A 21,620-nucleotide genomic window follows, 5' to 3' on the forward strand; every position below is an offset into this window, starting at 1 on the left:
TCGGGTTTTGGTGTCCTATTTAACCATATCCGGATCGTAATCATAGAATCCAGTATCGAGAAAACGGTTTTTAGGGTGTAACTTGCGCACTTCCTCATCTAACAAGAAGGCTTGGTCATGGCTGAAATTCCCTTCTTGGATCAAGCCACGCGCTTGGATAAAGAGTTTTGCAATCTCAACAAAGTTTTGACCTGGGGTGTAAAGTCCTTCAAGTTTCCAATGAGTAAAACCATGCTCCACCAACTCTGTCAATTTAGTCATCAAATCAAGGTCATTGTTGGCAAAGATGTGAGTACCATGATTGTCTTCAAAGATAGAATAATGGCTCTCAGGGTCACTCGGTTCTGCTAAGAAGAGGTCACGTTTACGTGTCTTTTCATCATCGATGTGCGTGAAGTTATAGTAGTTTTGCAAGAGCGGACGCTTAGAATGGTGAATGACACTAGCCCCATAAACCAATACTTCAGCAGGAATTTCCAAAATCTCTGGCATCTTGAAGAGTTCAGCAGATGGAATTTCACGCGCCAAAACCGCCTCAGAGGCGCCAGCCTTTTGACCCCAGAAGTTAATCTGACGACTGCTTGTTACCATGGTTGAAGCATCATAAATGGTCTTAAAGGAATAACCATCGCGATTGACAACGTAAAAGACACCTGCATCCCCAACAGTAATATAGTCTGTCTTGATTTCTTCCAAGAAGTCTAGGAAAGGCTTGATACGGTCCATCATATCTTGGTGCATGAGGGCATTAACCGAAACAATCAATTCTTTGCCAGCTTCATGAACCAACTTAGCAATCTCACGCAATTGGTCATGACTAAAAGTCGTTGGCAGACGAAGGCCAAAATCTTTCTCACCGACATAGATACGGTCTACGCCAGCTTCGAGTAGTTGTTCAACTTGTTCAATACTTTCAGCAGTTGCTGTAATGATAATCTTTTCCATAAGGAAGATTATACCACATTTCTCAAAAATCAGCTATGGTTACTGAGAGTTTCACAAAAAGTTAAACTTGTTTCTATCTTTTCCAATCAAAAAAGTGAACAGTAACTTGTACCATTCACTCTATTTTATGCATGTGTTTCTTCAACTAGGTGGCCATCGTTCATGACATAAATACGATCAACCTTATCAAGAAGACGAGTATCGTGCGTAATCATAACAACTCCTCTACCTTGTTCATGGGCAATGGCAGCCAGCATCTCCGTTACTTGGTAAGCACGCTCAGTGTCAAGACTGGCTGTCGGCTCATCTGCAAGCACAATGCTTGGATTGTTATAGAGCGCTCTAGCAATCGCGGCACGTTGACGTTCACCACCCGATAGAGCTTTGGGATAATGATTTTGAACTTTTTCCAAATCCAACAAGTCAAACAGCTCTTTTCGGTCACTTTTACTATTTTTCCCCTTATCTAGTCTGTCTATCAAATCTAGCTGTTCCTTGACCGTTAGAAAAGGAATTAAGTTTGAAGCCTGGAGAATGAAACCAAACTCTCTAAAACGGAGATCTGTTTTTTCCTTCTCCGTCAAACTGCCTGTTTCCTTCCCCTTGACTAGAATCTTTCCACTCGATGCTTCCTGTAGTTGTCCTAGAGTTGTTAGAAAGGTCGTCTTTCCGGAACCTGAAGGTCCAACGATAGCTACGAACTCTCCCGCATTTAGCTGAAAATTCGTCTCATGCAGGGCTACGACTTTCATCTTTCCTTCCCCGTAGGTTTTTGTCACTTGATTCATTTCAATCAATGCTGTCATACTATTCTCCTTATCATTCTGCAATCGCAGTAATCGGGTCCACCTTTAACAAGCGTGGAAGTGAAATGACACCACCTAGAAGGGCCATCAAGGAAATTACCAAACTTAGGACAGAGTAGGCTATCCAACTTGGATAGAAAAAGAAGGTAGCTGGTAAGACTAAAATCACTCCTCCGATTGCCAGCAAGGCTAAAGCAATCCCCATACCAGCTAGGAGGAAGATTTGACAGAATAGAGACCATACAATGGTTTTGATCTGTATCCCTTGAGCTCGCATTATTCCATAAAGGCCTAGTTTTTGGATGGTAATGATATAAACAAAAATCCCCACAATCAAGCCTGTAATGACAATCATAGCGAGAATCATTCCTGAAAATACATTCACCTGAGGTGTGTAACCAGGAATTTTCGAAATCATTTTTGGAATGGAAATCTGTTTCAGTCCATCGCCAGACACTTCTATGTCATTTTTCAATACCAAGGCAGTGATGGAACGATTGGCTTTCAAGGTTCCTTGTAAGGTCCAATAAGTTGTCAGACTCGTAAAGACAACAGGCTCAGTGAAAAACTTATTTCCTTGAGTCAGGCCTACAATCTTGTAACTTGAATCACTTCCATTGAGCTGAATGGCATCACCTAGCTTCATCCCATAGTTCTCAAAAGACTGATCCACGACAACCTCATCATCTCCTTCAGGATAACGACCCTCCGTCAAACTAGGAGAGATAAAAGAGTCCCAGTTTTGAGCAAAAATGGAAACATTGACCTTTTCACTACCATCGACTAGATTGGTTACAGCGAACATATAGCCCAATGGAGCAGCCTCTTCAGAACTCTTGTCCTTGTAGTCCTTTTCAGGAATAAAGGATGCTGTCAAATTATCATTTGCGTAGTCGGATAAAACGACACCCGTCGCTTGCCAATTATCAATAGCTGCTCGGTTGTTTCGCACAAGACCAAGAGCTAGACTGGTCATAAAAAAGACCATGAAAGCGATAAGAAAAATGGTAGTTAGAATCAAACTATATCGAAGTTTGTTTCGTAATATCTCTTTGATAGCAAGATACATGCTTATCTCCTTTTTACTTTTCCCCAGAGGTAGTTTAAAAGCCACCCAGACCAATAGACAGAATCTCTGTCTTATCATCCATTCAAAACAACTCCTACCAATACTTTTTAAAATAAATCAGGGTAGCAACTTAACAAATCATCTTAGGAAAAGCCTCAGCTTACTATCAATTTATATAAGTTATCCTTTTCTTTCTCAGTATATTTATAAAAGAGAAGGTCATGTCATCTGTTTTAAGTGTAACATCCATGCTACCATTTTCCCTTGTAGGTGTCAAGAGAGCGACTTAGAGGATGATAAGAGACTTTAGTAGTTTTGTAACAATCCTGTAATAATTCTCTGCATAAAAAATGATAAAATAGTTATGTACTGTTAAGGAGAGAATCATGTCCGCAAGAAAACTAGAAGCTTATGAGTTTGAACAAGCTCCCGAATCAAAACAAACTCCGCTTTACCAAGATTACACACCTGAAGCCCCAGTCGGCCCTAACCTAAAAGAGATTTTATTTTTTGTAAATATCGCTTGTTTCTGTATTTTTATGGCACTTTTTAGTTTTATCTTTTTAGCTATAAAATTAAATACAGCTTTATCCTTTGTCGCTGCAATGGGTCTTAGTTTCGCCCTTTTACAACTTCAACGAAAGATAATGAAACGAAAATTTTCGAAATAAAGGTTGGTACTACTACCAACCTCTTTTCTAGTTATCAAAAAAGACAGTTCTCTAACTGTCTTTTTTATTTATTCTTACGTTTTGAAGGAGATTGAATAGCGATCTTAACTTCAAAAATTGTTCCTCTAGGTTTGTTATCTTTTACGCTAATCGTTCCTCGTAAGGCATCTACGATTTGCTTGGCCAAGGATAGTCCAAGACCAAAGCCACCTTTCTGACGAGTTCTTGCCTTGTCTACACGATAAAAACGGTCAAAGATTTTCTTCTTGTCAGCAGCTGAGATTCCAATTCCGTTATCCGTTACTGTTAGATAGAGGTGACGATCTGTAGCATGGACTATAAACTCAATTTTCCCATCTTCTTCAGTATACTTGATGGCATTGTCAAATAAGATGGTCATGAGCTGTTTTAGGAGCAACTGATCGGTCATAAAGGGACGATAAATCCGATTTTCATACTCAAAAATACGATCATTTTCAGAAGCAATCAACTCATAGTTAGCAAAGGTCGTCTTAAAGAACTGTGGTGATACTTCTGCTATTTCTGGTTTAATTCCATCATCGCGACGTGCAAGGTTGAGAAGATTGGTCGTGAGGAAGCGCATGTTGCGAACTTCTTCAAGACTGGAAGCGATACTTTCGCTGGATTCCATAATCGTTGCCTCTGGTTTTCGAAAGAGATTTTCTAAACGATTTTGTAAAACGGCCAAAGGCGTTCTCAGTTCGTGACTCGCATTTTCAACAAAGGACTTCTGCTTTTGCATACTTTCCAGCAAGGGTTTGACACTGACACGTGCCAGATAAACACTGGCAATTAAAGACAGGAGCCAGAAACTAGCCATGACTACAACAATTAAATGCTCGTGGTTTTGGCTGATTTGCTCGAGCTGGCTGGTATTGATTAAAACCGCAGCATATTTGACGTTACTTGAGACGGAAGATGAGTTGGTTTCCATCAAAATCATCCGATAGGTTTCTTCCTGACCATAGCTATTGACAACTTGGATTTGGCGAATGTGATTCAACTCCTTTTTGTCCAGCTTGATCTTGTCCAAACCTAAAAAGCGATTGCCCAGTAAGAGCTGATTAAAATCCTTGTCAAAGAGCAAGACTTCCGTATTGGAGCTGACATTGGGCTTGATTTCAGCCTTGTTGGCATCCGCTGTTGCTGGTTGAATATCCTTAACCTCTTCAGTTGCCCGATTCAGGGCTAACTGGATAACCGCTTGGGGACTGCTACTAAGGGCTTGGAGTTTTTCATCTACAGAAGTGTAGAGACTCGAGTGCATGACCTGGAGGATAATCAAGGTCATAGCAGAGAAGATCAGGGTGAACACTCCAAAGTTTCGAATGAAATAGCTGAAATCATCCGCATACCATGTTTTTTTTAGTTTATTGAACATCTTTTAAAATATACCCGACACTACGCAAGGTTTGAAGATTTTCAGCAAAGGCTGTTCCCTTCAATTTCTTACGAACTTTTGAGACATAGACTTCTACAACGGAAATCGTCGTATCGCTATCAAATCCCCATAGACGGTCAAAAATTTGCGTCTTAGGAAGAATAACATTTTGATTTTGAAGGAAGTAAACCAATAATTCAAACTCTTTTCCGAGTAGTTCCACAGGAGTGTCTTCCACCTTCACTTCATTCGTTGAAAGGTTGACGACAATATCTCCATAGGTCAAGGTGTTTTCGTTAAACTTACCTGAACGTTTGAGAAGGGCTTGGATTCGCATTTTGAGTTCTTCAAGGTAGAAAGGTTTGGTGAGGTAGTCATCCGCTCCAAGCTCAAAACCGTGTCCCTTGTCATCCAAACTCTCTTTGGCAGTCATGATAAGGACTGGTGTCGTGATTCCTTTTTCACGCAATTCTTTCAAGACTTGGAACCCATTTTTTTCCGGCAACATCAGGTCAAGCAAAATCAAGTCATAAACGCCACTTTCAGCTTCGTAGAGACCTTCTTCTCCATCAAAGACCTGCATGACATCTGCAAAATCATCCAAAAAGTCAAATACTGAGTTTGACAGACCCAGGTCATCTTCTACTAATAAGATTTTTATCATCAGAAACTCCTCCTTCTTATGATTATTATACCAAAATTGCCTTAAAAAAAACTCAACTCTCTCTTCTTTTCAGATAGAAAGTTGAGTTTTTGTTTACATAAACGAATTAAGCTTTAGCATATTGGGCTACAACAGCTTCTACTGCAGCTTTTTCACGCTTAATCAAGTCAACACGCGCTGCGATATCCTTGATCCCCATGCGGATATTACGGCTAAGAGCTAGGTCAGAAAGTTGTGGTTCAAAGAATTCCTTGTACTCTGCCAAGCGTTGCTCTGTTTTAAAGATATGTGATGGGAAGATGACAAAGCTGTCAAAGCTCATGTCGCCACCAAGAGCTGCCTTGATCCAATCCCAGTTTTCGCGCGCCCATACCCAAACAGTCTCTTGAGTTGCTTGGTGTCCGAGGAATTGGAGGTACCATGAAGAAAGGTCTTGAGGTTTGACCACAAATTTGTCCTTCCATGAACTAATCAAGGTTTGGATATTGTCAGCATCTGTACTGTAGGCTAGAGCAGCTGCTAACTGGCGTTTGAAAACAGCATCTGTGGCATGAGTGTAGAGGTCCAGATAAGTTGCGACCAAGTCCTTGGTCTCATGGTGTTTCATTTCATTGATGAGAACTTGAGCACGGATAGCTGCTGGAAGTCCTGCAAGATTTTCCTTATGAGCTGCAAAGATTTGGCTAGCGACTTGACTAGCTTCTGCATCATTGGAGCGAATCATCATGGAAATGGTCAACTGACGAACCAATTCATCCTCATCTGATTCTCCATCTTTGGCTTCGAAGCCAAGACGGTCATAGTTGTGACGAGCCAATTTAGCAACCAGTGATTTGAAGGCTGTTTCAGCATCTGTTCCTTCATCAATAAAGCGCTCAAGGGCAGAAATCACTTGAGAAACAGCTGAAACGACAAGGTAAGATTCTTCCTTAGCAAGTTTATCAAGGACTGGGAGCAAGTCTGCATAAGAAATGTGCCCTGCTTCAGCTAACAAACGACGTTCTTGGACGATTTGTAATTTGCTTGTGTTATCAAGTGTCTCTAGCTCAGCAAGAACAGCTTCTAACAAGTCTCCTTGATAGTCTGTAATATAGTGAGCTGTATTTTCAGTATTGAGACGAAGGGCTCCTTTATTTTCAGCAAGAAGAGCGGCATAGCCAGGGATTTCGATACTTTCAGTTTCGAGTGTATCTGGTAGGCCTTCCCAGTTGCTGTTGAGTGGCACTACCCAGAGGCGGTTCTTGTCTTCGTGCTCACCGATGAAGAATTGTTTTTGCGAAATCTTCAAGACGTCATTTTCAACTTTGACAGTGAGAACTGGGTAACCAGGCTGTTCCAACCAAGAATCCATAAAGGCTGCGACATCACGTCCTGATGCTTGACCAAGAGCATCCCAAAGGTCACGACCGATGGTGTTGCTGTATTGGTGTTTTTCAAAGTAAGCGTGCAAACCCTTAGCAAAATCAGCATCTCCGAGCCAACGGCGAAGCATGTGCATGAGACGGCTTCCTTTAGCATAGACGATAGCGCCATCAAAGAGCGTGTTGATTTCATCTGGGTGTTTAACTTCAACGTGAACAGACTGAACACCGTCCGTCGCATCGCGTTTAAGCGCAGCTGGAACACCACCTGTTTGGAAGTCTTCAAAGATATTCCAACTTGGCTCGATGGCATCCACACAGACGTATTCCATCATGTTAGCGAAGCTTTCATTAAGCCAAAGGTCATCCCACCATTTCATAGTCACGAGGTTTCCAAACCATTGGTGAGCCAACTCATGTGCTACAACTAGGGCAACTTGTTGACGGCTAGCAAAGGTTGAGTTCTCATCCACAACCAAGTAAACTTCACGGTAAGTCACAAGACCCCAGTTTTCCATGGCACCTGCTGAGAAGTCAGGAAGGGCGATGTGGAGCGATTGAGGAATTGGATACTTAACTCCGTAGTAATCTTCGTAAAACTCGATTGAGCGAACGGCGATGTCTAATGAGAAATCAAGGTTAGATAGTGGATGGGCTTTGGTTGAGTAAACACCTACGAGGGTACCGTTTTTAGTTTTAGCGGTCACCCCTTGCAAATCACCAGCGACAAAAGCCAACAAGTAAGAAGACATGCGAGGTGTCGTTTCAAACTTCCAGATGCCTGTTTCCTTGCGGTTTTCAACATCGATTTCTGGCATGTTCGACAAGGCAACTTCATCTTCTGCTTGGTCAAAACGTAGAGCGAGGTCAAAAGTCGCTTTTGCTTCTGGCTCATCCACACATGGGAAGGCTTCGCGCGCAAAATGGCTCTCGAACTGAGTAGACAAGACTTCCTTCTTGACTCCATCAACTGTGTAATAAGAAGGGTAAATCCCTGTCATGTTGTCTGTGATTTTTCCTGAAAAAGCAATAACCAATTCAACTTTGCCAGCCTCAGCCAATTCGATATGAAGGGCTTCATTGTCATGGTCAACTGTAAACGGACGAGCTTGACCCGCAACTTCTACAGAAGTGATTTCCAAGTCTTTTTGGTGAAGGGAAATACGGTCACTCTGTGCTTGACCAGTAATGGTCACCTTCCCAGAAAAGGTCTTGGTCTCACGACTCAAGTCTAGAAATAAATCATAGTGTTCAGGAACAAATTGGGTAATAAAATGTTCTACTGCTTGCATAGTTTTCTCCTATTCTAAGTTTAAGAGCCGTGCTCTTCTTCAAACAAACTTATTATATCATGTTTTGCTTTAGAAAAAAGGATTGGACGGTAATTTCCAAAACTTTCTTCCTTCTGCAGTCTACAGTGGGTAGACCTTGCGAAATTCTTCCAAAACGACCTTGCTGTCAGGCGTAAAAGCCACCCCAGCCTCCCTCATCCACTCGGTGAAACAGTCCTCATGAACCTGACGCCAATAGGCTAAAGATTTATCCCCCTCCCCTTCCTTGTAGGCATGGTCAGCAGAAACTTGATGAAAAGGCTGAACGGAGACCTTTGTAATTTCGACAATACAGACAGCCTGATTTTGACTGTCTAAAATGACATCGAAGGTCCCTTCTTGTGGAAGAGGTTCGTCTTCTAGTGCGTAGAGGTCATAGGCCGAGGCAGTTGCTGTCTTTTCGCCTCTTAGAACCAAGTCAGCTAAGAGATCTGCCTCTACTCCAAAAGCCCAGGCATCTATCTCATCTCCAATCGAGGGGTTAATTTGTTTATATGCATTCCACATTTCTTGAGGTGTCATGGCTTTCTCCTTTGTAATTTTTTACTTACTTCTTTTACACGTTTGAGGTGGTCTGGATGGTCAATCTCTAAATTAAAAATCTCTGGAATAGAACTGTAGTGGATAATGCATTTGATACCCATCTGATTCATTTTTTGTATGAAGGAAAAGTTCAGATAACCTGCTACAGCCAAGTCAATTTTTTTCATACTTGCTTTATCCTGCATATCTCTCAGCATATCTAACATTATTGGACTTTCCATATCATGCCATTGACTGTTTCTCACAGTCGCAAAAACAAAAGAAGTCAAATCATTCATTCCAACTATAATCTTTGAAATACCCGTTTCCAGTATCCTGTCCAAGTCAAAATAAGCTGACGGTAATTCAATCATTGTGCCGACTTTTCCAGTAAAACCATGCTGACGTAATACTCTAATAACTTGCTTTAACTGCTCAGCATCATTGACAAAAGGAAAGATAACAGACAGATTGGGATTTGTTTGATAAACTTCTGTAACGACATGTGCTTCAGCCTGAAATTCATCAGGACACGCCAGCAAGCGCCTAGTTCCTCTATAACCAAACAAGGGATGATTTTCATCAAAATGCTCTTTAGTCCCCTCTAAACAATTAGCTTCTGTATTTGTTAACTCTGAAAAACGATACCAAACCTCTTCGTCTGAGTACAAGGAGCAAATGGTATCTAGATAATCTTTTACAAATTGCTGGCAACTTGCTAATAGGATGTTTTGATTAAGCTCTCTCAACAAATATTCTCCACGAATCATACCGACGTGGTGCAATAACTGAGGATAAACTTTTTCAACAATTTGTTCTCCACTAAGGACAAGTTGGTTTCTCATCATTCACCTTCCAATTCATGTAAGAAGTCTTGTCCAGCTCTGGAAATCCTAATAATTCAGACTTGACCTTCAAGACTAATGGCGATGCATTTTCTTCTGTGATTTTCTGAAAATCCATCCAAATATATCCAAGTGAATCATTCGCACCATCAGAGACAGCTTCCGAAATCGTAACCTGAGGTTCCTTCTCGTTGACCTCAATATCATAAAATGCCATGATATGGTGAACCATAAAATTTTTTAACTCTTCCCTGACGAAAACATCGTAGATTCGAGGATTAGAGTAGCTTCTAACAGTATGTCCCGTCTCTTCCATAACTTCTCTAATCAGCGTTTCCGTCAATCCTTCCCCAAGTTGCTGACTACCACCGGGTAAATCATAACGATGTTGATAAGGGCCCCTCGTTTTTTCAATGCAGAGTAACTTCCCATTTTCAAAGCAAACAGCATAGACTCCAAAGTGTTTTTTGATTTCCATCTATCTCCTCCTACTTCAAACTCCAGCCACCATCCACTGTCAGGATTTGTCCTTGCATGGCAGATGCCTGACCGCTAGCCAAGAAAAGGCTAACTTGAGCAATCTCACTTGGTTCAATCCAACGCTTGATAGGCGTTTCACTAGCTACCCAGTCTGCCAATCCACCTGGTTCAAAGTCTGCAGCAGTCATACCTGTCTTGACTGCCCCTGGAGCAATTCCAAAAACCTGAATACCAGCTTCTGCATAGTCTAGAGCCAACTGCTTGGTAAAGCCAGCTAAGGCATGCTTAGACGAGGTATAGGCGTGACCACCACCACCTGCTAGACTCGAAGCAATCGAACACATATTGATAATGATTCCTTTTTTATTTTCCAGCATTTGCGTCAAATAATGTCGAGTCAACTCAACAGGAGTCACATAGTTGATTTCAAAAATCTCTTGAATTTCCTGCGCTGTTTGTTCCAAAAGTGGTTTGTAATCATCCAAAACTCCTGCAGTATTGCACAAAACATCTACATAAGGACACCAGTCAAAAATTGGCTCCAAGTCCAAGGTCAAATCTCTCTGTAAAAAATGGAAATCACCCTCTAAGAGTGGATTTTCACCTTGGTCAACTCCATATACTTGATAACCCTTCTCTAAAAAGAGTCGAGCTTGAGCCAGTCCGATCCCTGAACTTACACCTGTAATGAGTACACATTTAGTCATTCACTTCTACCCAATCTGTCGCCAAAACATCACAAGGTGTCGGGCTCCACATCGAAAAACCTTCCCCTTCTCCAGACACGTTGATTAGGAAATAAGGCGTCACTTCAAGTGCAACCCCGTTTTGCTCGATGGTGTCAAAAAGTTGGACATAGTTTTCTGCCCCTCCCCAACCAGTTCGTACATATTTTTTCTTGGCCTTTAACCCAGGCAGGATTTCTTCAAAAGTCATGATGTTCTCCTTTAATTCTACATTCTTCATTTAATTATAACAAAAAACCGTTTTCCAACGGCTTTTTGACTGTGTATCTACTAAATTCTTCTTACCACTGCAATCCGGCTTCTCTGATTTCTTTCTTAGAAGCAAATTTACCATTTGGTCTGTGCCATCTCCCTTTTCTATCTCTAAAGTAGCCACCTGAATTTGTTGATGGCGAGTTTGATTCCTGGCTTTCTTCCTTTTCTTGTGCGGCTTGGCGAGCTTTTTCCTGTTCTTCTTCTTTTGCTTTCTTTTCAGCTGCTTCTTTTTCTTCAGCCTCTTTCTTGGCTTTTTCCTCAGCTTCCTTCTTAGCCTTTTCTTTTTCTTCTTTTATCTTTGCATCTTCAACTGTATTTTTAGCCGTACCATCCAAGTAATTGATTTCCGCATTAGCTGAAACATTGTCTAGAATAACATGTGTCACAGAATACTGATCAACCTTTTCCTTACTACCACCCAACTTGATCTCCAAGAGTTTGCCGTTTTCATCGATTCCCACATACTGCAATTCAATCTGTCTAGGGATCAATTCGTCCTTTTGATAGATTGGGGTCACCTTGTAGTCAAGATAATAGTTTGGGTGATTGGCCAACCAAGAGTCCAATCGATTTTCATAGTAAAGCATGCTACTTTGGTTTTGGTCATCTGTTCCAGAATAATTCCCAGCATTGAGCCAGTTCGTCATTGGAACCAGATTCCTCTTTTCATCGTTTAATCCACTAAATTGGTAACCGATTAGATGGCCTCGACTCATCAACCAAGCTTCTTTTTTACCGTCACTATAAAAGAATTTATAATTGTGCCATCCAACTGGATCATAAGTCAACTTGGACTCTCTCTTCTCAGTTGGCTCATCGCTGTCCTTAAGTTGAATATGAGCACCCGTTGCGCGTGATTTAGAATCCAATTCCCTAAGTTCTAGTTGTTTCTCATTTTTAAAAGGCAAGAGTCCAGCTTCTTTAAACAACTTTTCATCGAACTTGATTTGCTTCTGTTCAATTTTTTCTTCTGGGACCTTTGATTCCGCCTTATGTCCAGAACAAGCAACTAGTGTTGTGACGGAAAGCAAGGCAATTGAGAAGGATAGTAACTTTTTCATAAAATTCTCCTTTTTATATAGTAATTAGATTAATATCTCCTCTTACATTTTACTATCATTTTGTTAATTGTTCAAGAATAAAGAGGCTGTTATTATACTATTTCTCCTCCAATGTCCAAAACAAAAACGATAACCACTTTTCAGTAGTTATCGTTGATTTCTTTTGATTAGTCTTTCCAACCAAGTTTGCTGTTGATAGTCATCATGATGCTGGCTATCTTCTCACCCCAGTATGGATCTGAAGCATAGCGAACATTCATTCCGGTTGCTTTATTTCCAAGGTGGTCTCTGCCATAGTCGATGTAGTTCTCACGAATCCACTTGGCCGCTCCAAGGATTCCTTTATCCACATTATCAAAGCTCTTGGCTGAGAGATATGGGCTCGTATCATAAGCGGCAATACCAAAGAAGTTGTTCTTATCTCTGGCAATTTGACTGCGTCCCCACGCACTTTCAAGAGCACTATGTGCCATCAAGTAAAGGGCATTGACACCGTAGCGTTCTTCAGCTTCTTTGAAAGTCGCTCCTTTACCTGCGAGAGGACTATCCTGCAAGTTCATCATCGAATACAGTTTATCCAATTCAGCTGCACTATAATTACTTGGTTCTCTCAAGTTTTTATAGAGAAAAGGATTTTTAATGGTAAAGCCATCAAAATGCTCTCCATCAGTTGAGTAGTACTTCTTACCAATAACCATGGCAGATGTGTGTGGAGCTACTTTGATACTCGTATAAGGAGAGAGTTCATGGTAGAGGAATTTCCCATCACTAGTATAATGAGGGATAAACTCGCTTCCTTCATCTACTGCTGTCAAATCACTTTGATTCATATAGCCAGACAAGCCAGAAATCGAAACTGCAAGTCGGCCGCCTTTTCGCGTCGAGCTATCCAGTGAAACAATGCTTCCTTGGTTAATGTAACTCAAGATTTCTCCAGATGCACTATAGACATAGGCAGTGATTGGTTTAACTTTGTAATATTTGGTTTTATCCGCAACATGCCATCTACCAGAAGCATCCAAGGTATGACCATCCACAGTTTCATTTTTTGCCATATAACCGCCTGATTTAAGGTAGTACCATGATTGGTCGGATGAATCGTAGATTAATTCTTTCTCAGCCATCTTTCCATTTGACTTGAGGTAGAACCAGTTATTCTTGTACCATACCCACTCACTCGCAGCCATATAACCACCAGATTTGAGATAGTAGTAACCATTATCCCAGAGCCATTCTTTATTGGCATAATTTCCATCAGAGTTGATATAGAACCATGAGTTATAATTCTTATCAAAGAGCCATCCTTTACCAGCTTTTGATCCACTACTTGTCACATAATTACGGTCAATCCAAGTTTCCGTAGAGAGGTAGCCACCAGATTTGAAATGGTAATCCTTTCCTTTGATGGTTTGCCAACCTTTTTCAGCATAGGTTCCGTCAGCTTTCAAGTAAAACCAAGAGTTATAATTCTTGTCAAAGAGCCATTCCGATTTCAATTTAGCTCCACTCTTCGCAACATAGAAGCGATCTATCCAGCGCTCGGTAGAAAGATAACCGCCTGATTTGAAATGGTAATCTTTTTCTTTAATCGTTTCCCAGCCTTTTTCGGCATAGGTTCCGTCAGCTTTCAAGTAAAACCAAGAGTTATAATTCTTGTCAAAGAGCCATTCCGATTTCAATTTAGCTCCACTCTTCGCAACATAGAAGCGATCAATCCAACGTTCAGTAGAAAGATAACCGCCTGATTTAAAATGGTAGTCCTTCCCATCTATAGTTAACCACCTATTTTCAGCATAGGTACCATCTTGTTGAAGGTAGAACCAACTGCTATAGTTGTCATCATAAATCCAGGCTTGTTTAACCTTATTACCATTTTCTGATATATAGCTTTTACCAAGCCAAGCATTTTTCAGCATTTTACCTTGTGAATTGATGTAGTACTGGTTCTCACCTTGAGTGATCCACTCATCTTTGGCCATTTTCCCGTCTTCTTTAAGGTAATATTTTTCTTGACCTTGTTGAATCCATTCTTTTTGAGCTTTCTGACCATCAGACTTTAGATAATACCAGGATTCTTTTTCCTGATTAAATACCCACTGTTCCTTTGCTTTAGCACCACTTTCAGTCACATAGTACTGGCCAACCCACGTTTTCGTAGCTAATTTTCCAGCTTCGTTAAAATAGTAATCTTTACCACCAACTGTCAACCAGCCATTTTCTGCACGTTGACCATTATCTTTAAGATAAAACCAGTTCTGATGCGTTTGGTCAAAAAGCCATTGCTTGGTTGCTGGTTTCCCGTCTGCTTTGAGGTAGGTCTTTCCTTGCCAAGTCCCCTCTTCTGCTTTTGCTGTCTCCACTACAGTAAAAAAACACCCCAATAAGCCAGCACTTACTAGGGCCACTTTCCATCGTTTCATTTAAATGCTCCAATAACGTTTTCTAAACCCTATTGTAACATAGTTAATCGACGGAAATATTACAAATTGATGAAGATTCTATTTCTTGTTGACGATAAGGAAGACCTAGCTTATCTCAGATTGGCTTTGACTTCCTGACGGAGATTTTCTAGACTGCTAATGCCGTATTTATCCATGACTTTTGGTAAATTTTCAATAATATCAGGACAGGCATATGGATTGGTAAAATTGGCTGTTCCAACTCCGATAGCAGAGGCACCAGCCAGATACATTTCTAGCGCTGCTTCAGCAGAATCCACTCCTCCCATTCCAATGATGGGAAGGTCGGTTGTTTGGGCGACTTGGCGGATGAGTTTGAGGGCTACTGGAAAGACTGCTGGTCCAGACATTCCACCTGTTCCATTGGCTAGGATTGGTTTTCTGGTTTTAAGGTCAAAGCGCATACCGACAAGGGTATTGATCATGGTTAGGCCACTTGCCCCTGCATCTTCTGCGGCTTTGGCGATGGTGACAACATCCGTTACACTAGGGGTTAATTTAACATAAACTGGCACATCAGAGGCTTCCACAGCTGCCTTTACCACTTCATAAGCCAAGTCAGGATCTTGCCCAATCAAAAGTCCATGATTGCCGTGATCCACATTCGGACAAGAGATATTGAGCTCGATAGCTTTTACATTTGTAGCCTTGGAAATCCCCTGAGAAACGGCAGCGTACTCTTGTTTTGAAAAGCCTGCTACATTGGCGATGATGGGAAGCGAAGGATATTCTCTTTCCAGCCAAGGCAACTTTTCAGCTAAAACAGCTTCTAAACCTGGATTTTGTAAACCGATTGCATTGAGCATACCTGCAGGCGTTTCTGCCACCCTGGGAGTAGGATTCCCAAAACGGGGTTCAAGTGTCGTCGCCTTGATCATAATGGAGCCTAAAAGGTCTAAATCATAGTATTTGGCATACTCTTGGCCGAAACCAAAACAGCCTGATGCTGGAATGATGGGATTTTTCAAATCCAAGCCCGGTAGAGAAACTTGTAAACGTTTGTTAGTCATGACTTTCTCCTTATAATACAACTGTTCCTGTGCGAAAAACAGGGCCATCTTCACAGACGCGTTGGCTGACGGTCTCACTATCTGGCACTTTTAGAACGCAGGCATAGCAAGCTCCCATCCCACAAGCCATACGAGATTCTAGAGATAGATAGGCTCTTGGATGATCATAAAAGGTTTGATTGATATACTTCATCATTCCCGGAGCACCACATGAGTAAACCGCATCAAATTGACTGTCTAAATCATTGATAACAACAGAAACATTTCCCTTGATGCCATAAGAACCATCATCTGTCGTTACAAAGACCTGACCATATCGGGCCAATTCGGTTTCGAGAATAACAGCATCCTTAGTCGCAAAACCGAGGACTGTCACTACTGTCACCCCACGCGCATGCAATTCCTTGGCTACTTCTAGCAAGGGTGGAACACCAATCCCACCACCAACGAGGAGGACTTGACTCTGGTCGTCTAGGTCAGACAAGTCAAAACCATTTCCCTGAGGTCCCATCACATCAAGAGTATCTCCCTGACTTAAGGTTGAAAAAATAGCTGTCCCAGCCCCCTCAATCCGATAAATAAGGTGACACTGCTTGTTTGCTTTGTCAATAGACGAAATTGAAATAGGGCGGCGCAAGAGATGGGCGTCATCAGGCACACGCAGATGAAGAAATTGGCCGGCTCGCATGGCTTCAACCATCTCCCCTTCTAGGACTAATTCAAAGATTGCTGGCGCAATTTCCTCTTGTGCGACCACCTTCATGGTTTCCAAACGAATGGCACCCAAACGCTTCTTACATGTGGGATTCATGACTTTTCCTCCTTAAATTTAAGGGGACCAGATAAAGAAAAGGCCTTGCTAATGCAAGGCCTCAGTTGGGTTAGGCTAGAACTCATGCGCACACTTAAAAAGTCTCCACAGAGAGTCCCCTTATCCCTTTTATCTGACACCTTGTGAGTCTCTCTGGACTCCCCTTAAAGGTTAAATTTGTATTAGTATACTCTTTCAAAGAAAAAAAGTCAAGTAGAAAACGAACATTCTACTTGACTTCACTGGATTATTTTTCACGAATGACTTCGACCTTGTAACCGTCAGGATCCTTGACAAAGTAATAGTTTGGTTGAGTTCCTGGAAGTCCATTAGGAGCTGTCACCTCATAGCCTTTAGCGCTATGTTCTTGATGTAGGGCCTCAAGGTCAGGTGTACTGAGGGCGATATGGGCGAAGCCATCTCCTACCACGTAAGGACCGTGATCATAGTTATAGGTCAACTCCAACTCATAGTCATCCCCCTCAAGTCCTAGATAGACAATGGTGAAAGCATGATCTGGAAAATCTCTGCGACGCAATTCTTTAAATCCAAAAGCATCTTGATAAAAAGCGATTGATTTTTCAAGGTTTTCTACTCGCAAGCAAGTGTGTAGCATTTTTGAAGCCATTTTCATTACCTCTTTCGTTTTAATAGTTCTATTATACCTTTATTCAGGAAAATTTACTAGAAACTTGAACCAGAGTCCTCTTCTCTACGCTTTCATTCTAAGCAGCACTTTTACGATTTTCCTTGCGTATATTGCGAATAAGGAAAAGCATGATCAGGACAAAAAGTCCCTCGAGGAAGTAGAACGTAAATTCGCTGTTCATGATTAGTAAGTCTTTGTAATGATAGTTATTACCGAAAACTGAATTTGGTGCAAATAGGATTCGGAACAGTCTTCTTAGGAAAATAAAGATCTGCAATCCATAAATCATAAAGACCTTCTTCACACCAATCATGAAGCCTTGTTCCTTTGTAAAATAAGATAAGGCAATTCCATTTAACAAGAGGATAACAGTTATAGCCAGTGTTTCATTTCGTAGAATAGTTGGATCAAAGATATCTAAACGGCTGTGAATATATGGCAACGTTTGAAAGAGTAGGATTCCCAAGATTGCTGGTATGAAAATTTTCTTCAGAGATGGTGGAAATCCAGGACTGAATCTTGTAAAAGACAAGCAAATCACAAGGATTGCAAAAATATGGAAGTAGGCTGTTGCAACTCCTGAAATAGTCTGGCTTTGATTTACCAAAGCAGAAAGAAAACCAGCAGAAAGAAAGATACCGATAGGAATCAGCTTCTCCAAAGAATAATCCCACTTCAGCCCCTGACTCACTTGGAAACCATCGATGAAGCTGAAAAATGTAATGAACATAAGGGCACCAATGAGACCAAATGGTAAGGATGGAATGACGAGGATTAATAACAAGATTAATAGGAACCATGGATGAGGACTGTAGTAGAATTTCCGTTTTTCTCCTCTAGCAGTCACTCCCTCCTCAATCGGTGTTTTCCTTAATTTTAGCATATAGACGTAAAAGAGTGAAAACATGCCCGCATGAACCCATGAATTATAACCAGGTCGCTCTATAATACTGAGTAGCAAACATACAATCGTAAAGAGACCAGAGAAAATCTGAAGAAACTTATTATTAAATACCTGTCTTTTTTTCCAATCCAAATAAGAGAGCTTGGCCTTTGGATGACTAAGTTCATAAGCATAAGCTGTCATCTCTTCTAGTTTCTGGTCTGTCTCCTCCGTCATCATTTGGGGAGCCATTTTAGAAGTAGGAAAAGGAGCCAAAACATATCTCAAGAGCTTGCCATCTGTAAACCGATGGTACTCCTTATAGATTTGTTGAAGCAAAATCGTTAGAATGCGTGGTCTTCCTTTAAAGTAGCTTCTCCACTTTTCCCAATCATTGATATCTTCATCGCTCTTGGTGAGCTTATCTATATAAAGATAACCTTCATTGTACCAGTAATCAAAATTTTCTTTTTTGTTAAGTGCATACTCCTCTACCACTGAAGGATAAGAATGGATACTCTTCCAGAAATGAAGTTTCTTCAGGTAAGGATTTGATTCCTCATCACTATAACGCTCCACAAATTGGAAAACAAGGGCTAACACTTTCGCATTGGTTAAAGGATAGACGTCCACCTTTTCTAACAAATCAAGTAGGAGCGTGTGATCTTTGACTGATTCAAAAAGGTATTGCCAATCACGTAACAGTTTATACTCGTCTTCATAGTGAGCATGGAGCAACTCATAGAAGGCTGCCTCAACTTCATCCGGATTATCTAGAGTGTAATGACTAAAGTCAACGTTTTCTCCCAGCTCCTCTTTTACTTCCTCTAAGTAATCAGCCAAGTCGTTCAAGAGTGGATAATCCTCTTCAAATATGACTTGTCGGTTTTTTTCCAGGATATAGGTTAAAACGGGCACACTCTTGATTATCTGACGATTCTGATTTACTTGATCTAAGACCATAAAGGCCAAATAAGGGTGCTTGAAAAACTCTATCCAGGAGCTCAATTGATTTGCTTTGTTAAAATCTTGGAGAATTTCTTGGCAAAGTTGATAAGAATAATAGAATTCTTCAGTGGCTTCATGTGCGCTTTCAAGCGAACTGCCTTCCTCTTCTGCTATAGCTCTTTTAACTTTCCAATACTTCAATTTATAGTAATAGCCCCAGTGTCGGAAGTCAGGTATATAATCTTCCAGCAAGGGAATGAGGATAGAGAATTGCTCTGGTTTATTAAAAATATAAACATCCATTTCCTCTAAAACGGATTGAACAATGTCCATATCATACTGATACTGATGAAAGAACTGACGCCATAGATGCTCTTGTTCCTCTTGGTTATAACCGTCATTTCCAACAATACTTTCAATCGCATTTCGAATCAGATAAGTTTCTTCATTATAACCACTAAAGTCAAGAGTAGACCTTGTTATTCCTTCTTGCCCTTGGTTCTCTTCGTCACCAAACGTTTCAAAGTTGAGGGTATTCTTAGCTCTTTCTTCAGAATCTCCATTTAGCTGAACTTCCTCATCATAGTCACTAAAGTCAAGGGTGGACTTTTGCTCATTCTCTTCTGCTTTAAAGGTTTCAAAGTTAAAGGAATCGCTGGTTTTATCAGTCGATTGCTGATAATCACTGAAATCAAGACCAGATCTTTCAGACTCTTCGTTCTCAGTCTTCGTTTTTTCAGTCAAGTTTTCAAAGTTGAGACTAGAGTTAGGTTTTTCATTCGCCTCTTCTTCAAGTTCAGTAGCTTCTTGAGAGTCACTCGCTTTTCTTAGACTATTTTCTGGTCTTGTATTTTTATATCTCGCATAAGTCAAGGCTTTTTGGTAAGCTTCAACAATTTCTTGGTAAATTTCTGGTTGGTCTTCTGGGTGATAGAGCCGAACCAGTTCAGCATAACGCCTTCTAATAAGCTTGACGTCAGTCGTTGGCTCTATCCCTAAAGTTTCCCATATATTCATAAGGTCTCCTCTTTTACAGTCCTCGCTCTAGGAAGTCTAGATAGTTTGAAAATGATTGATAGAGTTTTGGCAAATGATACATAGATGCTTGGCTGACCTCTTCTTCAAATCGTCTTGTTTCAGCCATTAGCTCATCTCTTCTTCTCCCCAAGAGCATACTGTACACGCGATTCGCTTTTTCAATCAAGAAGCGATAAACCTCTGTTTCTTGAGCATTAATCTTATAGCGAGTCAACTCTGCTTGCTTAGCCTTGATTTCCTTTTCTGTCAGAGTAACACTATCTTGGAGAATAACATGACTAAAGACTTCCTGTGTTGAATCAATTTTCACTTCGACATCCAAAATCCCATTTAAATCATAGGTAAATCGAACTGTGAAACCTTCATTTACTCGAGTATTCACAGGGACGGGAACTTCTAATTCTCCTAGAAACAGATTTTGTGATGCCTTCATCATCTCACCTTGATAGACCTTTATCTTGACTTGACTCTGTCCCAATTCAGCCGTATAGTACTGTTCGATGCGTGAAGCAGGCAGGGTAGAATTTCGCTCAATAATCGGCGAAAAGCGGTCACCAACTATTTCTATCCCCAGTGTAAAAGGGCAAATATCAGACAGTAATAAATCTCGTATCTCACCCTGGCGTTCTTTGATTCCTGCTAAAAGGGCACAACCTCGCGCAATCATCCGATCGGGATCATCAGATACCTGCACCATTTGATTGATACAGTAGGATAAAAAGTCCTGAACCAAGCGGAGTTTCGAAGTCCCACCAACAAGAACAAAATTATCAGAAGACACATAGCTATAGCGTGCGTCCATCAAGGCACGGTCCAAAACAGCCTTAACACGTGCTAGCAGCGGTTGACAAAGCTCATAAAAGCGCTGGTAGCTCAAGTCTAAAGAGTATTCCTGATCTTGGTCCATCACTGTCATCTTCACTTCTTCTTTATCATTCAGTTCCAGCTTTGTCTTTTCAGCCTGTACCAAAATTTTGCTATAAAATTCACGGGAAATAGTATCCTTGGTTAATTGATTGGAGACTAAAAATTCCTCAGCAATAGCCGCAGTAAAGTCTTCTCCCCCCAAGCGATTGTCCCCTGCGATTGACACGATTTCAACGATATTATCAAAAAGCTCCACAACTGAAATGTCTAGAGTTCCACCACCAAAATCGACTACAATAAAAGATTGATCTTCCTGGTTTACCATAGATCTTTTAGCAAGAGCAGCTGCGGAAGGCTCATTGATAATCCGATCAATCTGAACTCCAGCAAATTTCCCTGCTAGTTTGGTCGCATAGCGTTGAGCATCGTTGAAATAAGCTGGTACACTGACAATCACTTCCTCGACCTTTTCTCCAAGATAGGTCTCTGCATCGTCTACCAACTTTCGAATGATAAAAGAGCTTAATTCTTCAGCCTTATATGCTCGATTTCCTAGGGTCAACTCATGTTTAGTCCCCATAAAACGCTTGAATTGTGAAACCGTCTTATCTGGGTGAGTCACCAAGCGTTCCTTGGCAATTTTTCCAACTATAATCTCATCATTGTCATCTAAAGCCACAACAGATGGAGTCAAATACTCACCAAAAGCATTGGGAATCAGCTTGATTTGACCATCTTGATAAACCCCCACTAAAGAATTAGTCGTTCCTAAATCAATACCTACTATCATCTTCTTC

General features: G+C 41.0%; 19 protein-coding genes. 1 reads left to right on the forward strand and 18 read right to left on the reverse strand.

All coding sequences use genetic code 11. The features are described 5' to 3' along the window. Positions 1-15: 15 nt before the first annotated feature. From HMPREF2655_RS09440 to HMPREF2655_RS09450, 3 genes are all read right to left on the reverse strand, one after another. Complete coding sequence (locus HMPREF2655_RS09440) at positions 16-945, reverse strand: peptidase U32 family protein (protein WP_070838706.1); 930 nt, start codon at positions 943-945, stop codon at positions 16-18. A gap of 125 nt (positions 946-1,070) precedes the next feature. Then, on the reverse strand, positions 1,071-1,751 hold the full coding sequence (locus tag HMPREF2655_RS09445) for an ABC transporter ATP-binding protein (RefSeq protein WP_000125730.1): 681 nt from the start codon (positions 1,749-1,751) through the stop codon (positions 1,071-1,073). Between the two features lie 13 nt (positions 1,752-1,764). Beyond that, a complete protein-coding gene (locus tag HMPREF2655_RS09450) occupies positions 1,765-2,820 on the reverse strand; it encodes an ABC transporter permease (protein WP_000280277.1) in 1,056 nt (351 codons plus the stop codon). Between the two features lie 386 nt (positions 2,821-3,206). Here HMPREF2655_RS09450 and HMPREF2655_RS09455 point away from each other — a divergent pair, with 386 nt between their 5' ends. After that, positions 3,207-3,491: a DUF3270 domain-containing protein gene (locus HMPREF2655_RS09455; RefSeq protein WP_001276159.1), complete on the forward strand. Its 285-nt coding sequence runs from the start codon at positions 3,207-3,209 to the stop codon at positions 3,489-3,491. Positions 3,492-3,555: 64 nt separating this feature from the next. On the opposite strand, the gene HMPREF2655_RS09460 is transcribed toward HMPREF2655_RS09455, so the two are convergent. The 15 genes from HMPREF2655_RS09460 to HMPREF2655_RS09530 form a co-directional block, all read right to left on the reverse strand. Then, entirely contained in the window at positions 3,556-4,893 is a 1,338-nt protein-coding gene (locus tag HMPREF2655_RS09460) for a sensor histidine kinase (protein ID WP_000482345.1), read from the reverse strand. Further along, positions 4,883-5,557 (reverse strand): two-component system response regulator CiaR, encoded by a 675-nt coding sequence (gene ciaR, locus HMPREF2655_RS09465; protein WP_000590630.1) that lies wholly within the window; start codon positions 5,555-5,557, stop codon positions 4,883-4,885. Before ciaR ends, HMPREF2655_RS09460 begins: the two co-directional genes overlap by 11 nt. A 106-nt stretch (positions 5,558-5,663) precedes the next feature. Then, positions 5,664-8,210 (reverse strand): M1 family metallopeptidase, encoded by a 2,547-nt coding sequence (locus HMPREF2655_RS09470; RefSeq protein ID WP_070838708.1) that lies wholly within the window; start codon positions 8,208-8,210, stop codon positions 5,664-5,666. A 120-nt stretch (positions 8,211-8,330) separates the two neighbouring features. Beyond that, on the reverse strand, positions 8,331-8,771 hold the full coding sequence (locus HMPREF2655_RS09475) for an ASCH domain-containing protein (protein ID WP_049479731.1): 441 nt from the start codon (positions 8,769-8,771) through the stop codon (positions 8,331-8,333). Next, positions 8,768-9,616 (reverse strand): putative PEP-binding protein, encoded by an 849-nt coding sequence (locus HMPREF2655_RS09480; RefSeq protein ID WP_070838710.1) that lies wholly within the window; start codon positions 9,614-9,616, stop codon positions 8,768-8,770. The genes HMPREF2655_RS09475 and HMPREF2655_RS09480 overlap by 4 nt, the downstream gene beginning before the upstream one ends. Further along, positions 9,594-10,094 (reverse strand): NUDIX hydrolase, encoded by a 501-nt coding sequence (locus HMPREF2655_RS09485; protein WP_000403333.1) that lies wholly within the window; start codon positions 10,092-10,094, stop codon positions 9,594-9,596. Before HMPREF2655_RS09485 ends, HMPREF2655_RS09480 begins: the two co-directional genes overlap by 23 nt. Before the next feature lie 10 nt (positions 10,095-10,104). Then, positions 10,105-10,803, reverse strand: a complete 699-nt coding sequence (locus tag HMPREF2655_RS09490) for a 3-oxoacyl-ACP reductase (protein WP_070838712.1) — start codon at positions 10,801-10,803, stop codon at positions 10,105-10,107. After that, positions 10,796-11,032 (reverse strand): DUF2829 domain-containing protein, encoded by a 237-nt coding sequence (locus tag HMPREF2655_RS09495; protein ID WP_000141914.1) that lies wholly within the window; start codon positions 11,030-11,032, stop codon positions 10,796-10,798. Before HMPREF2655_RS09495 ends, HMPREF2655_RS09490 begins: the two co-directional genes overlap by 8 nt. Positions 11,033-11,123: 91 nt before the next feature. Next, positions 11,124-12,158, reverse strand: a complete 1,035-nt coding sequence (locus tag HMPREF2655_RS09500; RefSeq protein ID WP_070838714.1) for a DNA/RNA non-specific endonuclease — start codon at positions 12,156-12,158, stop codon at positions 11,124-11,126. Between the two features lie 167 nt (positions 12,159-12,325). After that, on the reverse strand, positions 12,326-14,578 hold the full coding sequence (locus HMPREF2655_RS09505) for a glucosaminidase domain-containing protein (protein WP_083321256.1): 2,253 nt from the start codon (positions 14,576-14,578) through the stop codon (positions 12,326-12,328). 110 nt (positions 14,579-14,688) lie between these two features. Continuing rightward, the gene (locus HMPREF2655_RS09510; RefSeq protein WP_161800715.1) at positions 14,689-15,675 is read right to left on the reverse strand and encodes a dihydroorotate dehydrogenase; all 987 of its coding nucleotides are present in this window, start codon (positions 15,673-15,675) and stop codon (positions 14,689-14,691) included. Next, positions 15,638-16,438: a dihydroorotate dehydrogenase electron transfer subunit gene (locus tag HMPREF2655_RS09515; protein ID WP_001070074.1), complete on the reverse strand. Its 801-nt coding sequence runs from the start codon at positions 16,436-16,438 to the stop codon at positions 15,638-15,640. The genes HMPREF2655_RS09510 and HMPREF2655_RS09515 overlap by 38 nt, the downstream gene beginning before the upstream one ends. Positions 16,439-16,685: 247 nt before the next feature. Then, complete coding sequence (locus HMPREF2655_RS09520; RefSeq protein WP_000157150.1) at positions 16,686-17,066, reverse strand: lactoylglutathione lyase; 381 nt, start codon at positions 17,064-17,066, stop codon at positions 16,686-16,688. A 97-nt stretch (positions 17,067-17,163) separates the two neighbouring features. Further along, entirely contained in the window at positions 17,164-19,935 is a 2,772-nt protein-coding gene (locus HMPREF2655_RS09525) for a J domain-containing protein (RefSeq protein WP_001028664.1), read from the reverse strand. A 13-nt stretch (positions 19,936-19,948) separates the two neighbouring features. Further along, entirely contained in the window at positions 19,949-21,613 is a 1,665-nt protein-coding gene (locus tag HMPREF2655_RS09530) for a molecular chaperone HscC (RefSeq protein WP_000635022.1), read from the reverse strand. Positions 21,614-21,620: the final 7 nt, after the last annotated feature.

Origin of the sequence: Streptococcus sp. HMSC066F01 (assembly GCF_001837335.1) — a bacterium.
GTDB lineage: Bacteria > Bacillota > Bacilli > Lactobacillales > Streptococcaceae > Streptococcus > Streptococcus oralis_S.

What these genes read in the sequence shown, in the direction of transcription:
- HMPREF2655_RS09515 (WP_001070074.1), bottom strand. Translation starts at nt 16,438, where the DNA reads ATGAATCCCACATGTAAGAAGCGTTTGGGTGCCATTCGTTTGGAAACC.
- HMPREF2655_RS09455 (WP_001276159.1), top strand. Translation starts at nt 3,207, where the DNA reads ATGTCCGCAAGAAAACTAGAAGCTTATGAGTTTGAACAAGCTCCCGAA.
- HMPREF2655_RS09525 (WP_001028664.1), bottom strand. Translation starts at nt 19,935, where the DNA reads ATGAATATATGGGAAACTTTAGGGATAGAGCCAACGACTGACGTCAAG.
- HMPREF2655_RS09500 (WP_070838714.1), bottom strand. Translation starts at nt 12,158, where the DNA reads ATGAAAAAGTTACTATCCTTCTCAATTGCCTTGCTTTCCGTCACAACA.
- HMPREF2655_RS09445 (WP_000125730.1), bottom strand. Translation starts at nt 1,751, where the DNA reads ATGACAGCATTGATTGAAATGAATCAAGTGACAAAAACCTACGGGGAA.
- HMPREF2655_RS09505 (WP_083321256.1), bottom strand. Translation starts at nt 14,578, where the DNA reads ATGAAACGATGGAAAGTGGCCCTAGTAAGTGCTGGCTTATTGGGGTGT.
- HMPREF2655_RS09440 (WP_070838706.1), bottom strand. Translation starts at nt 945, where the DNA reads ATGGAAAAGATTATCATTACAGCAACTGCTGAAAGTATTGAACAAGTT.
- HMPREF2655_RS09510 (WP_161800715.1), bottom strand. Translation starts at nt 15,675, where the DNA reads ATGGCCCTGTTTTTCGCACAGGAACAGTTGTATTATAAGGAGAAAGTC.
- HMPREF2655_RS09485 (WP_000403333.1), bottom strand. Translation starts at nt 10,094, where the DNA reads ATGGAAATCAAAAAACACTTTGGAGTCTATGCTGTTTGCTTTGAAAAT.
- HMPREF2655_RS09480 (WP_070838710.1), bottom strand. Translation starts at nt 9,616, where the DNA reads ATGAGAAACCAACTTGTCCTTAGTGGAGAACAAATTGTTGAAAAAGTT.
- HMPREF2655_RS09530 (WP_000635022.1), bottom strand. Translation starts at nt 21,613, where the DNA reads ATGATAGTAGGTATTGATTTAGGAACGACTAATTCTTTAGTGGGGGTT.
- HMPREF2655_RS09520 (WP_000157150.1), bottom strand. Translation starts at nt 17,066, where the DNA reads ATGGCTTCAAAAATGCTACACACTTGCTTGCGAGTAGAAAACCTTGAA.
- HMPREF2655_RS09460 (WP_000482345.1), bottom strand. Translation starts at nt 4,893, where the DNA reads ATGTTCAATAAACTAAAAAAAACATGGTATGCGGATGATTTCAGCTAT.
- HMPREF2655_RS09490 (WP_070838712.1), bottom strand. Translation starts at nt 10,803, where the DNA reads ATGACTAAATGTGTACTCATTACAGGTGTAAGTTCAGGGATCGGACTG.
- HMPREF2655_RS09450 (WP_000280277.1), bottom strand. Translation starts at nt 2,820, where the DNA reads ATGTATCTTGCTATCAAAGAGATATTACGAAACAAACTTCGATATAGT.
- ciaR (WP_000590630.1), bottom strand. Translation starts at nt 5,557, where the DNA reads ATGATAAAAATCTTATTAGTAGAAGATGACCTGGGTCTGTCAAACTCA.
- HMPREF2655_RS09495 (WP_000141914.1), bottom strand. Translation starts at nt 11,032, where the DNA reads ATGACTTTTGAAGAAATCCTGCCTGGGTTAAAGGCCAAGAAAAAATAT.
- HMPREF2655_RS09470 (WP_070838708.1), bottom strand. Translation starts at nt 8,210, where the DNA reads ATGCAAGCAGTAGAACATTTTATTACCCAATTTGTTCCTGAACACTAT.
- HMPREF2655_RS09475 (WP_049479731.1), bottom strand. Translation starts at nt 8,771, where the DNA reads ATGACACCTCAAGAAATGTGGAATGCATATAAACAAATTAACCCCTCG.